Origin of the sequence: Nocardioides gansuensis (assembly GCF_003076135.1) — a bacterium.
GTDB classification, from domain to species: domain Bacteria; phylum Actinomycetota; class Actinomycetes; order Propionibacteriales; family Nocardioidaceae; genus Nocardioides; species Nocardioides gansuensis.
In genome coordinates this window covers 284321-297695 of sequence record NZ_QDGZ01000001.1, presented here as the reverse complement: position 1 = coordinate 297695, position 13375 = coordinate 284321, and the positions used below count along the sequence as shown (strand labels likewise).

Below are 13375 nucleotides of genomic sequence, written 5' to 3'. Positions count from 1 at the left end.
CGGCGTCCAGCCCAAGCGGCCGACACTCGCCCCATCGCGGCCGGGGCTGGATCGGCAGCCGACGTCGGGTAGCATTCCCTCGCCGTCTTCTCGACGGCATGCGGATGTAGCTCAGTTGGTAGAGCGCGACCTTCCCAAGGTCGATGTCGCGAGTTCGAGTCTCGTCATCCGCTCCAAGCAACACGGCAGGACAGGCCCCGGTCTGACGACGGATGCCCGGTCACTCCGGCGCGGGTCGGCCCTCCATGAAGCCTCGTTGGGTCATCTCGAACGCGGCGACCAGCTCGAGGAGCAGGGCCGCGGCGGCGCGGGCGGTCCTCCGAGCCTCCTCGAGGTCACGGGACGACGCGTGGACCTCGAGGAACACCTCGTTGTGCACGCGGACGACCTCCAGGAGGCCGACCGAGTCCCGCATCGCTCCGCGGCCCAGCTCGTACGCCGATTGCAGCCCCGACTCGTCCTGCTGGCTCAGGTGTCGCAGCATGACGGGGGCGTAGTCGAGCCGCAGCCGGCTTACGGCGTCGTGCACCACGTCGGGCCTCCGAGTGCCCGGACCCGCGTAGTCACGACGTCAGGCACTGAAGTCCCTCCTCGAGGTCCAGGGCGGTGCGCATCAAGGGCATCTCCACGGCCAGTCGGACCATCGCCATGGCCACCTCGGGCGAGATGCCGACCACCACGGTCTCGGCCCCCCGCAGCTGGGCCATGTACGCCAGGTCGGCGAGGGTCCGGATCGCGAAGGAGTCGAGAACGTCGAGGGCTGCGACGTCGATGAGGATGCCCTTCGCGCGCTGGCGACCGACGCGGTCGAGCAGGTCGCGCTGCAGCAGCATGAGCTGTTCGTCGTCGAGCGCGGTGTGGATCGAGACGATCAGGTTCGTGCCCTGCGACAGGATCGAGGCCGGGACGGGCGCGCGGGCCCGGCTCGGGCCCTCATCGATCTTCATCGGTCGCCTTCGAGACCCGGAAGCCCAGCTGCCGCTCGGCCTCCTCGATGCCGCCCTGGAGATCACCCACGGTGTGCATCTTCGTGAGATCGACGCCAATGGTCACCAGCGTCTGGGCGATGTCGGACGAGAGCCCGGTGATGATCACGTCCGCACCCATCAGGCGCGACGCCGTGACCGTGTTGACCAGCGAGTTGGCGACTGCCTCGTCGACCTGCGGCACCCCGGTGATGTCGATGACCACCAGCTTGGCGCGGTGCGCGCGGATGCCGTGCAGCAGTTGCTCGGTGAGCTGCTGGGCCCGGCGGGCGTCCATGATCCCGATGATCGGCAGGATGAGGAGTCGCTCCCGGACCTGCAGCACGGGGGTGGACAGCTCCAGGAGAGCGTCCTGCTGCTGCCGGATGACGCGCTCGCGTTCCTCCACGAAGCTGACCGCCACGGTGTTGGCGATGCGGTTCGCGGCTGGTTCGTAGGCGTCCAGCACGCGATTGAGCAGCTCGAAGTCGTCCCGGTACTTGGTGAAGAGCGATCGCGCCAGCACGTCGCGGAGCAGCAGGACGATCCCCACGACCTCGTGGGTCTCGACCCCCCGCGGGATGATGCGTTCGGACAGGTCCCGCGCATAGTGCTGGAGTGCCTGGACGCTGCCCGTCTCCAGCGCCTCCACGTAGTTGTCGTAGACCGACGTCGCCTCGGAGAAGACCTCCTGGGGAGTCATGCTCGAGAGGAGGTGCGCCTCGGTGATGCGTTCGGCCCACCGCTGCCTCAGGTCGGTCCGGTGGTCATTGAGATGTGCGACGAGCTCTGGCAGCAGTGCATCGCCCTCTCTGCGGGGAAGGGTCGACGCCTCGGCGATCGTGTTCTCGTAGGTCATGTCGGTGTCCCTCTCGTGCTCGGTTGGCTGTGCCCGGTCGACGTCACGGCAACCACTTCTCCATCGTCACCGTGGTGCCTTCCCCGGCGTTGGACGTGAGCTCGAAGTGGTCCATCAGCCGCTTGGCCCCCGGGAGGCCCAGCCCGAACCCTTGGCAGGTGCTGAAGCCGTCGCGCATCGCCTCCTCCGGGTCCTCGATGCCCGGACCCACGTCGCGGGCGACCACGTGGATTCCCTGGCGGTGCTCGTGGCGAATCAGGGTGAGCACCACCTCCCCGCGCTCGGCGAACTTCACGATGTTGCGCGTCACTTCGGAGATCGCGGTGGCGACGAGCGTCATGTCCGTGGCCGAAAAGCCCACCTCCGCGGCGACCTCGCGTGCCTTCTGCCTGGCTAGGACGACGTCGGCGTCCCGGGCGACGGGCACCCGAACCACGCCCTCCTCGTCCTGCTCACCCCGACGGGCGCCCAACAGGGCCCTGAGGCGGGCGCAGGTCGTGCAGCGGAGCAGGTGTCCCGCCGCGTCCAGGTCCTGCTGCCGCCTGCGATCCGCGCTCGAGATGGCGCGCAGCACCGGTCGGCACCGATCCGTCGGCGGCTCGAGCTGCTCGGCGGCGAACAGGTATTCCACCCTCAGGTTGGCGCGCGCCCGGAAGAGCCGCGCCGCCACGGCTCCCGGTGTGGAGCCGTTGCCGGAGGCGATCGTCGCGGTGTCCTGTCCCTCCACCTCGTGGGCCAGCAGCAGAAGGCGATCGGCGTCGGGGAGCTTCGCCAGCGCCGTCATGACGATGTGGCGTTCCTCGCGCAGCAGGACGTCCGCGACGGGGGCGTCCTCGTCCTCGGGGTCGTCGACCAGGAGGTGCGAGCGCTCACGAGCCCGGATGCTGCGCGTCGCCATCGACGCCACCAGGTTGCGCGCCGTCACTGCGGCGTACTGGGGCAGGGAGTCCGCCTCGATGCGCGAGCGGGCGGCGACGACGCGCGCCAGCGTCTCCTGCACGAGGTCGTCCACGGCGTGGGGGTCCTTGACCCGGGCGCCCACGACGCGCCGCACCATCGGCTCGAGGTTCACCAGGTCCTCGTCGTGGTGGGTCCCCGCGGCGTTACGGACCCGGGGAGCCCCGTTCACCGGCCACCTCCGCAATCCGCCCGCGCTGAGACGCACGTCACACCTCCGATGGTGGCACGCGCTGATGGCCCTCAGGTAGGTCCGGCGCACATGTCCCCTGTTCTTGTGACTCGCGAGCAACCGACGCATCACGCGGGGACGTCGCCGGGTGGGCGTGTGGCCGGAGCGCAGAGCCGGCGTCGCCGGCCTCATCGCCGCCCCGTGGGCCGCATCATCCGGGACCGCGAGCGGGGTCATGGGGGCAAGTGGTCCTCACCAGGAGAGCCGCGTCCGACGAAAGGCAAGTCCCATGCGCATCCTTCGTTCCGGTGGCGTAGCCGCCGTATCCGCCATCGCCTGTTCCGTCGCTCTGGCCACCCCCGCGCAGGCCCAGGTCGTCCAGGACGGGCTGGTCAACGTGGCCGTGGGTGACGTGACCATTCTCGAGGACGTCAACATCGGGATCGCCGCCCAGGTCGCCGCCCAGGTCTGCGGGGTCAAGGTCGGCCCCGTGGCCGTGCTGGGCCGGGCCGTCGACCGCAGCGGCGCAACCCGCACCGCCTGCGAGACCGACCAGGGACCGGTCACCATCGAGCAGAACTGACCCACGAGCCGCCGACCCGTCCTGGTTAGCCCCCCTCCGGGGCGGGTCGGTCACCACCCCAGACGAGATCGTCAGGCGAGCATCGCGTCGATGCTGCGCCAGTACGACTCGCATTTCCCAAGGTCGATGTCGCGAGTTCGAGTCTCGTCATCCGCTCCAGTCCTTCCGACCAGGTCAGTGATGACGGGCCATGGATCGTTCGTCCCATCGTGTCGCGGAGGGGAATGCGTCGTTCATCCGATGCCTGCGACGGGTCGGGCGCATACCGTCGAGGCATGGATGCGACGCTGCCGATCCTCGCGGGAATGGTCTCCACGGCCGTTTTCGCCGGCAGCACGCTGCCGATGCTGCACAAGGCGCGCCGCACGCGCGACCTGTCGTCGTACAGCCTCGGCAACATCGCCCTGGCCAACGTCGGCAACGCGGTGCACTCCGTCTACGTCTTTCACCTGCCACCCGGACCCATCTGGCTCCTGCACACGTTCTACGTGGCCAGCTCGGCGCTGATGCTCTACTGGTATCTGCGCTCTCGCGCCGTTCGCTGCGGACGTCCCCGCGCGACCAGGGCCGTGCCGATGACCGCAGCCGCGTCGCAGGGGGAGCTGTGACCGGCCGAGGGAGGCTGCAGGCGGCGGCGGACCACATCCCGCTGCCGGCCGAGACGATTACCGGTGTTCTCACAGCCGCGCTGGTGCAGCAGGTGCGCCCTCTGCGGCTCCCGGCGTGGGCACGTCCCATCGGCTCAGTGCTCGCTCGCAGCGGGCTCCTGGTCGCCCTTGCCGCATGGCGGGAGCGGGGACCAGGGTCACTGGAGGAGCCGGCAGCACTGGTCACCGGAGGCTTGCACGGGCTTTCCCGCAACCCGATCTACCTCGGCTTCACGACGGCCCATCTCGGCCTCGCCGGCGTCACCCGCAACGGCTGGATGCTGGCGACCTGCCCCGTGAGCGCGGCGTTGGTGCACCGGTGGGTGCTGAAGGAGGAACGGTGGCTCCACGAGAGGTTCGGAGGCGAGTACGACGACGCCTATCGGGCCCGGGTCCGCCGCTACCTGTGACCCGCTCCTAAACGCCGCTCGGAATGACACGCCTGTCATTCATCGGCGTGTCGCTCCGGGGAAAGTCGTGTGACTGGTGGGAAACTTGCGCCTTTTGTGATCAAAGGGAACAGTGGGACTCGACCGCCGTCTTCCCCCGTGAGGCCCTCCGATGCTCCGATCCACTGCTCCCCGGACCGCTGGTCTCCTCCGCTCCCGCCGCCGCCGTGCTGTCGCTGCGACCCTCGGCGCGCTGACCCTGGTCGTCGCCACGGCGCACCTCCTGCCGGATCGCAACGGCGAAGGCCCGGCCCTCACCCCCACCGGCCAGCCGACCGACCGGCCGCTGCCCAGCGGTGCCACTGGACGGGGCGTGGTGACGCCGGAGATGCAGGCCGAGATCGACCGGGTCGTCGCGGCCGGCCTGCGGCAGCGGGTCAGCCCAACCGCGAGCGCCCGCAGTCTCGCCACCGCCACGGCGCGGTGCGCGACCTTCGACGGGCAGCGCTACTGCCTCGGGGTCGGCTGGACCACGAAGACCGAGCAGCAGGTGGCCGCGCGCCTCGCCAGCCCGGCGCCGAGCGGCCGTGAGCGCACCGGGGACCTCGACCCGGTGGCCGCGATGCAGCGCCTGGCCCGGATGACCCCCGCCGCCCGCGCCGACGCCGAGCGCGCCGAGCTCACCGACGCCGCGCGGTCCGTCGCGAAGGTCTGGCTGCTACGCCACGAGATCCAGGGAGTGCCGCTGCCGGCGGACCTCGCCGAGGAGCACCCCGAGGCCTTCGGTCGTCCGGCGCGCGCCGTCCAGGCCCGTGACACGACCACCGCGGCCGCCACGACCCCCACGCCGGGCACCGACCCCGCAGCAGCGACGGCGCCCGCCCCAGTGCCCGCCGCCGCACCGGCCGTGAAGACCCCGGCCGACTACCCCCAGGCCTTCAAGATCCTCAAGGACAAGCACGTCCGTCCGCAGAAGGAGTACTACTGGTGCGGGCCCGCGACCATGCAGATGATCGCGTGGGGCTGGCGCGACCGCCGGCAGGGCCAGGCGCTGTGGGCCGAGCGGCTGCACACGACCACGGCCGGCACCTCGATCACCGACATGGTCCGCGTGGTCAACAACAACACCGGCTTCGACCGCCCGGAGCACGCGGGCAGCTATGTCGTGCTCGACATCGGCGACTTCACCTTCGACCAGTGGTGGCTGCTGATGATGAAGCACGTCCACGACTACCAGGCGCCCGTGGTGCTGCACCCGGTGCTGCTCAAGCGCTACTTCCCCTACCTCGACGACGACGCCTCCGGCCACTTCCAGGTCGGCCGCGGTTTCGACCAGAATCCCGGCGGCAACCCGCAGCTCGGCTACTTCGAGCCCTGGGACCAGTCGCGCTTCGACCCCTCGGAGCCCTTCATCCCGCGCAACCAGTGGCGCTCGGCCTACAAGGCCTACCGCGCCAACCAGGCGCACTTCCAGCACAACCTCGGCGTGTGATGTCCCGGCACCTTCACCAGGGCAGTACGGCGATCGCGGCGGCGCTGCTGGTGCTGGCGACCGGGTGCGCGGGCGACCCGGAGGTGGCGCCGCAGCAGCCGGGCGGGTCCCCCACGTCTGAGGAGAGCCCCACAGAAGAGAACACCCAGGGCACGGCAGGGCCGGAGCCCGCCCTGCTCGACTGGCAGCGCGCGGGCGACTCCCCGATGGACCGGCGGATCGTCGGAGCCGAGTGGACCGCGCTCGCCGCGCGCCAGGGCGGCAGCGTCACCCTGACCAGGGACGACCAGGAGGTCGTCGTGCCGGCAGGTGGGGCGCGGCGGGTCAGCGACGTGCTGATGGACGACGACTGGGCGGTCGTGGTGGCCTCGGACGAGACAGGCCGCACCGAGCCCGCGGTCACCGCGACGGCGGTGGACCTCGATACCGGCGAGACCTACCCGATCGAGCAGCCCCCGCCCGGACCGGGACCGTGGGCGATGCACGACGGCCACGTCCTCTACGGCACCTACGACCCCGGTGGCGCCTACTGCCTCGCCGAGGTCACGCTGGCTCCCGCGGGTCGGGCGGAGTCGCAGCCCGGCGACTTCACCGGCTACTGCGCCGAGGAGCGACACGGGTTCTCCGGGCTCACGACCAGCGAGCACGGCCTGGCGATGATGACCTTCGACGACCGCCGCCCCGCCTCCTGCCGGACGCTCGGCCTGCTCGACCTGGACGCCGAAGACGGGGGCGGCGCGACCTTCACGCCGATGCCGGAGGTGCCCGAGTGCACGGGCCGCGACGTCGCGGCCACGGCCACCGGCGCCATCTGGTCGACCGTCGCCGACGAGCGGCGCCAAGAGGAGGGCCGGTTCTTCGCGCTCCACGACGGCGACGTGGTCGACCTGGGCCCGGGCACGACGGGCACGCTCGTGCCGTGCGGCGACTCGGCGTACTTCACCGCCGACCCGCGAGGGGCCGGCGACCCGGCGCGACTGATGCGCTGGACGTCGGACGGAATCCTCGAGACGGTCTACGAGACGAGGGGCAAGGGCCAGGCCTTCCTGGCGCCACCCGACTGTGTGGGCCACGTGCTGACTCTCAGCGCGTTCGCCGAGGGTGGCGACGAGCAGGTCTACGCCGAGGTCCCCTGACCGAGGCCCCGCGGCTAGGGTCGGTCGGGTGAGCTTCACCGGATTCCCCGTCGCCGCGCTGGACTTCTACGACGACCTCGAGGTCGACAACACCAAGTCGTTCTGGGAGGCCCACAAGGGCGTCTACAAGGAGGCGGTCGAGGCGCCGATGCGGGCGCTGGTGGCCGAGCTGGAGCCGGAGTTCGGCAGCGCCAAGGTCTTCCGCCCCTACCGCGACGTCCGCTTCGCCAAGGACAAGACCCCCTACAAGACCCACCAGGGCGCCTTCGTCGCCGCCGGCCCGGCGACCGGCTGGTACGTCGAGCTCTCGGCACGCGGCGTACGCGTCGGGGCCGGCTTCTACGAGGCCGGCGGCCCGCGACTGGCGGCGATCCGCGAGGCGATGGCAGACGAGCGGACGGGCACCGAGCTGGCCCGCCATCTGGAGACCTACGCCGTGGAGGGCTGGGAGATCGGCGGCGACCAGCTCAGGACCGCGCCGCGCGGCTACGACAAGGACCACCCGCGCATCGACCTGCTGCGGCGCAAGCAGCTGTTCGTCGGCCGGCCCTACGGCTTCGAGGAAGACGCGCTCGGACCCGGCCTCGTCGACCGGGTCCGGTCCGACTGGCGCTCGCTGCGCCCGCTCGTCGAGTGGGTCGCCGAGCACGGCAGGGAGTGAGCGCCAGCGCGTCGAGGCGGGCGTTCGACTCGCGTTCACCGGGCCGTCGTCGGCGCCTGCGACCGTGCCCCCATGGCGAAGAAGAAGGTCTTCCTGCACATCGGGGCTGCCGTCCCGGGCGTCTCTGAGACGCACACTGCGCTCCGCGACAGCGCCGCCACGGCCGAGGCGGGCCTGGCCGTGCCGAAGCTCGACCAGGCCGACCTGGACCGTGCCGACATCGAGATCCGGAGGCGGCACAAGGCCGAGGGCCTCAAGCGCAAGGACGTCGAGGGAGCGTGGGCCGAGGTCTGCCGCAAGGCGTTCAAGGCCGCCCGCAAGGGCCACGACGTCGTGATCAGCCAGCCCGGCTTCGTCGAGGCCGACTACCAGCAGGTGGCGCTCGCCCTCGACGGCCTCGTGGGGCTGCAGCTGCACCTGGTGGTGACGCCCCCTGACGGCGTGCACGCCGACCAGGTCCCGACGCTGGTGGGCCACTGGGCGAAGTTCGTCAAGAAGGACGCCCGGATCCACGTCCTCAGCCTCGACGCCGCCGCCGGTCCCGAGGACTTCACCCACGCGATCGCCCGGCTCGCGCTGGAGCACGAGAAGCACCAGCTCGACGACAAGCTGGCCAGGATCAAGAAGCAGCGCCGCGGCCTGAAGGAGCGGCTGGGCCGCATCGACGCCGCCTGAGGACGGTCCCTCAGTCCCGGGCCTCGAAGACGGCGCGGTAGGCGTCGTCGAGCCGGGCGGCGTCGAGCGCCGTCACGACCCGGACCGTTCCGTCACCGGTGCGCGTGAGCCGGCCACGGTCGTCGCGTACGTCGACGCGCCAGGTGCCCGTCTCCGCCCGCGCGGCCACGGGGAGTGTGAAGAGGGCCGCCGTCGCCAGGTCCCAGAACGCCGGCGACTCGAAGTCGGTCGCGAAGCCGAGGTGCCCGACGACCGGCACGGCCATGCCGGCGGGGCGGCCCGGCGGCACCGGGTCGTGCGGAACGACGGTCACCGGCACCGGTCCCGCCACCACGCTGGCGAAGGCCTCCGGGTCGGCTGCCGCGTTCCACTCGCCGACACCGAGGTCGGAGTCCTGCGCGGGCTCCTCGACGATGCCGGCCATCGTGGTGACGCCGGCAAGGCGCACGTAGGCGTCGGGGTCGGACCTCAGCAGTGCCGCGACCTCGGTGAGCGGGCCCAGCGCCACGACGTGCAGCCCCGGGTGCCGCCGCGCCGCGTCGGCGAGGAATCGGCCAGCCGGGCGGCGGCTCACCCGCGTGGAGCCGTCGCCCACGCCGCGCTCGAGGCCGCTGTCGGTGAGGCTGCCGATCCCCCACCAGGCCGGGAAGGGCACGCCGGCTGCGCCGCGCGGCTCCTCGCCGCAGGCGACGGGCACCGGCTTCGCCTCGATCGCGGTGAAGAGGTCGTCGAGCAGGGCGATGCCGGCGGGACACGTGACCATCCCCGTGGTCGGCACCGTGACCCCGACCACCCGCACCTCGGGATGCCGGACCAGATAGCTGATCGCGGCGAGGTCGTCCGGTGCGAGGTCGGAGTCGATGACCACAGGCACGGCACTGTGCGTCTTGACCGGAGCAGAGGCCAGCCGGCCACCGGCCAGCAGCTCGCCGTCGTCGTCGTACGGCACTGCGCAGCCGGCCACTGCCAGCGACACCCCGAGACTGGACACGGCCAGACGCAGCCGCCGCATCCTCATGGCGCCACCGCGTACTGGGCGATGACGGCGACGGCCGCGACCATCCCGCCGACCACGAGGAGGCGACCCCGCGTCCGCCGGGGCAGGGCGAACGCCACCAGCACGCACGCCAGCCCGATCAGCCACATGTCATGCGCGGTCGCCAGCTCGGGAGAGACGACCAGCCGCCCCCAGAAGGGCTCGTAGGCGTCGGGCGCCGAGAGCAGCCACTCCTCGGGGAAGGTGAGCGGATCGGCCGAATGCGGTCCCACCCGGACCTCGACGGGATGCACCATGACGATCGACCACGGGCGCACCGGTGCCGCCTGGAAGAGCCAGGTGATGCCGGCCGTGAGGTACCAGAACGCGAAGAGCGCGATCGTGGTCGCGGCCCGCTGCTGCACGCGGCGCCCGAGAAGCGCACCGAGGGCGACCGCGACCAGGGCAACGCACACCGGCTGGAGCACCTCGGGCAGCGTGTGGTGGGCATGCAGGGTGCGGCCGGGTTCATCGCCGAGGTCGACGCCGCCGCCGGCTCGCATGACCATGACCTGTACAGCGGTCGCCGCGGCCACGACGAGCACGAGCACGCCCGCGCCCAGCAGTCGGCCCGTCGCACGCGTCGTCTCGCCGGTGGGCGCGTCCTCGACGAGACCGGCCCGTTCCCTGCGGAAGCTCGACGCCACCAGCAGGGAGACGCCCAGAAAGAGGGTGACGCCCGCGCCCGGCATCCCGCCGTACTCGATCCCTGACCAGTCGTCGCTCGTCCTGGTGACCCACGCGAGGTAGACGAACCCCGCCAACCCGAGCGGCAGCATCGGGCTGCGCAGGTGACGCCGGGCCTCCTGCCGCGCCAGCGCCCGGACCACTCGCCATCGAGGCGCCGAGGCTTGGACCGGGACCTCGACGGCGAGAGCTGCACCGGCGCTCATCGTCGGGCCCCGAGGAGCACACAGCCCGCCGCGATGGCGCCGACCACCAGCGAGTCCGTGTGCCACCAGAGCAGCGCGTCGCCCACAGCGCCCGCCGAGCTGTTGCCGAACTGCGCGCCGGCCACCCAGGCCAGCGGCAGTCCGGCACCCCATGCGACCCCGCGCTCGTCCGCCATCCAGCTCGCAACTCCGAGCCCCGCCAGGGTCAGCGCGGTCACGTCACCGAGGAGGGGCAGCGGTCCGTCCGGCTGCCGCAACCCGACGACCAGCACGAGTACGGCGACCGGGACAGGCGCGACGATGGCCAGCCGCAGCAGCCGGCGGGCGGACAGCGGCGTCGGCACGGCGGCCAGCAGCCGGGACGCACGGTCGCGGATCGCGGCGACCAGCAGGGACGCGGTCACCGCGGCGCCGAGCCACGCCATCACCATCTGGGCGCGGTCCTCCTCGACAAGCAGCACCGACAGCAGCACGAGGCCTGCGGCCACGCCGGCGACCGGCCGCCACGCGATCGTGCGCGCAGTGGGCCGGACTGCCTGGGTCAGGACGGCGATCATCGGCCTGCTCCGCTCAGGAGGTAGCCGTCGTCGAGGGTCGCGGCGACGTGGGTCGCGCCGGCGGGCGGGTCGCCGATGTGGCGGAACGTCCCGTCCGCCGTCATCCAGCTCCGCAGCGCGGTGGCGTCGGCGCCGCCGGACTCCCAGACCCGGCCGTCCGCGAGGTCACGCAGCTCGCCGGGAGTGCCGGTGAAGCAGATCCTCCCCTCCCGCATCACGAGGACGCGCTGGCACAGCGCAGCCACCTCGGCGGTGTTGTGGGTCGAGAGGATGACCGTGCCGCGGCCCGCGCTGCGCGCCAGGAGGGACCGCAGCTCGAGTCGCTGCTCCGGATCGAGGCCCGTAGCCGGCTCGTCGAGGACCAGCAGCTCGGGATCGCCGAGCAGGGCGGCGGCGAGCGCGACGCGCTGCTGCATGCCGCCCGACAGAGTCCTGATCTTCTGGTGCATGCGGTCCGCGAGGCCCACCGCCTCCAGGACGCGCGTCGCCTCCCGGCGTCGCCAGTCACGGTCGGTGTGCTCCTTCAGCACGGCGACGTAGTCGACGAGCTCGAGGGGCGTGAAGTTCGGGTAGAGCTCGCTCGACTGCGGGAGGAACCCCAGCCGACGGCGGATCTCGACGCGCTCGGCGGGGACGCGAGGGTCGAGGCCGTTCAGCGAGATCGTGCCCTTGTCGGGTGCGAGCACGGTGGCGAGCATCCGCAGCAGGGTCGTCTTGCCTGCGCCGTTGGGACCCAGCACGCCGATGATGCCGCTGCCCAACGACAGGTCGACCTCGTCGACGGCGACCCTGGCGCCGTACGTCTTGGTGAGTGCCGACACGGCGACCCGGGCGTAGGTGAGGACGGTGGTGCTCATGCTGACCTCCTGTAGGCGACGCGCTCGCGCCGCGTGAACGTGAGCCCGAGGGCGAGTACGGCGACGGCGAGGGCCGTCAGCTGGACCGGCTGGGTGGCGAGGAGCTCGGCCATCTCGCGCGCGGGGATCCGCCGCGAGGCTCCGGGCAGGCCGACGACGAGAGCCCAGGCGGACCCGAGGACGGCGAGCACCCACGCCGGATCGAGCCGCGTGGTGCCCGCGAGGAGCACGAGGGCCGACAGGGCCAGCCCCGGCAACAGCCACGACAGGGCCAGGTGTACCGGAAAGCCGGCCACCAGGGCGGCGCCGACCCCGAGCGGCAACGCCCCTGCTCCGACGACGAGGGCCCGCGCCGAGACCGCGCGCAGCCCCGCACGGGGGGCGGCGAGCGAGATCTCTCCCGCGGGGTCCGCCGAGTCGCGGTACGCGAGCACGACCGCGACCGCGGGAGCGATCGGCGCGAGGGCGAGGACCATCGACTCGAGCCGGGTGCCGGCGACCATGGTGAGCACCAGCGGCACCGCGATGAGCCCCAGGACGGCGGCGAGCCAGGCGCCGAGCAGCGGTCGCGTGGAGACGCCGAGCCGGGCCAGGTGGTGCTGCGACGGCGCGTCGACGACCTCGGTGAGCGCCGCCCAGCGGCGCTCGGTGTCGGCGCTCCCCCGGCGCTCCCCCGCGCCGGCGCGGGCCAGGGAGGCGCGACAATCGGCGCACCGGACGAGGTGGGCCTCGAGAGAGGCAGCGAGGACGGGGTCCTGCTCCCCTGCGACGTACGCCGCGAGGTCGGCGGGCTGGGCGTGCCAGGTGTTCACAGCAGTGCCTCCCGGAGCTGGGTGCGAGCGCGGCTCATCCGGCTCTTGACGGTGCCGCTGGGGATCCCCAGCAGCGTGGCGGCCTCGCGGGTGCTGAGTCCGTCGAGGACGGTGGCCTGGACGACGGCGCGCAGCTCCGGCGAGAGCCGGTGCAGCGCGTCGCCGACGTCGCTGTACTCGACCCGGGTGAGCACCTGCTCCTCGGCGGAGACTGCCTCCTCGTCGCGGCGCAGCGCGCTCAGCCGGTCGACGACGCTGGCCCGCGGCTTGAGCTGGTGCAGCAGTGACCTGATGGCGATCCCCCAGAGCCAGGCCGCCACCTCGCCCTCACCGCGCCAGCTCCCGGGCTTGCGCCAGAGCACGAGGAAGGTCTCCTGGATCGCCTCGTCCACGATCGCGCTGTCAGCGCAGCGTCGTGTGAGCCGCGCGACGAGCCACGGCTCGTGGCGCAGGAAGAGCTCCCGCAGGGCCCCCCGGTCGCTCTCGCGGACGGCAGCCATCAGCTCCGCGTCGGTCGCCGACGCGGGCCAGGAGCCTGCAGGGTCGATGGTCGTCACATCCCTTGTGGTGCCGAGGGAGCCAAACGGTTCCCCATCGTGGCGCTGATCCCGGCGCCCCGTGAACCGAATGGCCAGTCCGGCGCCACAACTCGTGTCTGCCCGCGTGGGCAGGAGCTGAGTAGAG

At 72.2% G+C, this 13375-nt stretch carries 17 protein-coding genes and 1 tRNA gene; 8 read left to right on the top strand and 10 right to left on the bottom strand.

Going from position 1 to position 13375, the window contains the following annotated elements:
• The first annotated feature begins 100 nt into the window (after positions 1–100).
• A tRNA-Gly gene (locus DDE18_RS01390) sits at positions 101–176 on the top strand.
• 44 nt (positions 177–220) lie between these two features.
• Here the strand turns inward: DDE18_RS01390 and DDE18_RS01385 are convergent.
• The 4 genes from DDE18_RS01385 to DDE18_RS01370 are packed head-to-tail and all read right to left on the bottom strand — an operon-like array spanning position 221 to position 2953.
• Entirely contained in the window at positions 221–529 is a 309-nt protein-coding gene (locus DDE18_RS01385; protein ID WP_133241120.1) for a phosphatase RsbU N-terminal domain-containing protein, read from the bottom strand.
• Between the two features lie 34 nt (positions 530–563).
• Positions 564–947, bottom strand: a complete 384-nt coding sequence (locus DDE18_RS01380; RefSeq protein ID WP_116570440.1) for an STAS domain-containing protein — start codon at positions 945–947, stop codon at positions 564–566.
• The gene (locus tag DDE18_RS01375) at positions 934–1824 is read right to left on the bottom strand and encodes an STAS domain-containing protein (protein ID WP_116570439.1); all 891 of its coding nucleotides are present in this window, start codon (positions 1822–1824) and stop codon (positions 934–936) included. Before DDE18_RS01375 ends, DDE18_RS01380 begins: the two co-directional genes overlap by 14 nt.
• 43 nt (positions 1825–1867) lie before the next feature.
• Positions 1868–2953 (bottom strand): sigma-70 family RNA polymerase sigma factor, encoded by a 1086-nt coding sequence (locus DDE18_RS01370; RefSeq protein ID WP_211754359.1) that lies wholly within the window; start codon positions 2951–2953, stop codon positions 1868–1870.
• Positions 2954–3242: 289 nt separating this feature from the next.
• Between DDE18_RS01370 and DDE18_RS01365 the strand changes: the two genes are divergently transcribed.
• The 7 genes from DDE18_RS01365 to DDE18_RS01335 all read left to right on the top strand — a co-directional run bounded on the left by DDE18_RS01365 (position 3243) and on the right by DDE18_RS01335 (position 8536).
• Positions 3243–3536 carry a hypothetical protein gene (locus DDE18_RS01365; protein ID WP_116570438.1) on the top strand — a complete coding sequence of 98 codons (294 nt, stop codon included), beginning with the start codon at positions 3243–3245 and terminating at the stop codon, positions 3534–3536.
• A 275-nt stretch (positions 3537–3811) separates the two neighbouring features.
• Complete coding sequence (locus DDE18_RS01360; RefSeq protein WP_211754358.1) at positions 3812–4144, top strand: hypothetical protein; 333 nt, start codon at positions 3812–3814, stop codon at positions 4142–4144.
• A complete protein-coding gene (locus DDE18_RS01355) occupies positions 4141–4593 on the top strand; it encodes a methyltransferase family protein (protein WP_165820971.1) in 453 nt (150 codons plus the stop codon). The genes DDE18_RS01360 and DDE18_RS01355 overlap by 4 nt, the downstream gene beginning before the upstream one ends.
• Positions 4594–4744: 151 nt before the next feature.
• A complete protein-coding gene (locus DDE18_RS22730) occupies positions 4745–6064 on the top strand; it encodes a cysteine peptidase family C39 domain-containing protein (protein WP_116570437.1) in 1320 nt (439 codons plus the stop codon).
• Positions 6064–7200, top strand: coding sequence for a hypothetical protein (locus tag DDE18_RS01345; protein WP_116570436.1), 1137 nt, complete (start codon positions 6064–6066; stop codon positions 7198–7200). The genes DDE18_RS22730 and DDE18_RS01345 overlap by 1 nt, the downstream gene beginning before the upstream one ends.
• 28 nt (positions 7201–7228) lie before the next feature.
• Positions 7229–7861: a DUF2461 domain-containing protein gene (locus DDE18_RS01340; protein WP_116570435.1), complete on the top strand. Its 633-nt coding sequence runs from the start codon at positions 7229–7231 to the stop codon at positions 7859–7861.
• 72 nt (positions 7862–7933) lie between these two features.
• Positions 7934–8536 (top strand): hypothetical protein, encoded by a 603-nt coding sequence (locus tag DDE18_RS01335; RefSeq protein ID WP_116570434.1) that lies wholly within the window; start codon positions 7934–7936, stop codon positions 8534–8536.
• Between the two features lie 10 nt (positions 8537–8546).
• On the opposite strand, the gene DDE18_RS01330 is transcribed toward DDE18_RS01335, so the two are convergent.
• Genes DDE18_RS01330 through DDE18_RS01305 form a run of 6 tightly spaced genes read right to left on the bottom strand, consistent with a single transcriptional unit; the run spans position 8547 to position 13248 of the window.
• Positions 8547–9527, bottom strand: a complete 981-nt coding sequence (locus DDE18_RS01330; RefSeq protein WP_165820970.1) for a nucleoside hydrolase — start codon at positions 9525–9527, stop codon at positions 8547–8549.
• A 23-nt stretch (positions 9528–9550) separates the two neighbouring features.
• The gene (locus tag DDE18_RS01325) at positions 9551–10465 is read right to left on the bottom strand and encodes a hypothetical protein (protein ID WP_133241119.1); all 915 of its coding nucleotides are present in this window, start codon (positions 10463–10465) and stop codon (positions 9551–9553) included.
• Positions 10462–11022, bottom strand: a complete 561-nt coding sequence (locus tag DDE18_RS01320; RefSeq protein WP_116570431.1) for a hypothetical protein — start codon at positions 11020–11022, stop codon at positions 10462–10464. The genes DDE18_RS01325 and DDE18_RS01320 overlap by 4 nt, the downstream gene beginning before the upstream one ends.
• Complete coding sequence (locus tag DDE18_RS01315) at positions 11019–11879, bottom strand: ABC transporter ATP-binding protein (protein ID WP_116570430.1); 861 nt, start codon at positions 11877–11879, stop codon at positions 11019–11021. The genes DDE18_RS01320 and DDE18_RS01315 overlap by 4 nt, the downstream gene beginning before the upstream one ends.
• Positions 11876–12691, bottom strand: coding sequence for a zf-HC2 domain-containing protein (locus DDE18_RS01310; RefSeq protein WP_116570429.1), 816 nt, complete (start codon positions 12689–12691; stop codon positions 11876–11878). Before DDE18_RS01310 ends, DDE18_RS01315 begins: the two co-directional genes overlap by 4 nt.
• Positions 12688–13248 (bottom strand): RNA polymerase sigma factor, encoded by a 561-nt coding sequence (locus tag DDE18_RS01305; protein ID WP_211754357.1) that lies wholly within the window; start codon positions 13246–13248, stop codon positions 12688–12690. The genes DDE18_RS01310 and DDE18_RS01305 overlap by 4 nt, the downstream gene beginning before the upstream one ends.
• Positions 13249–13375 lie beyond the last annotated feature (127 nt).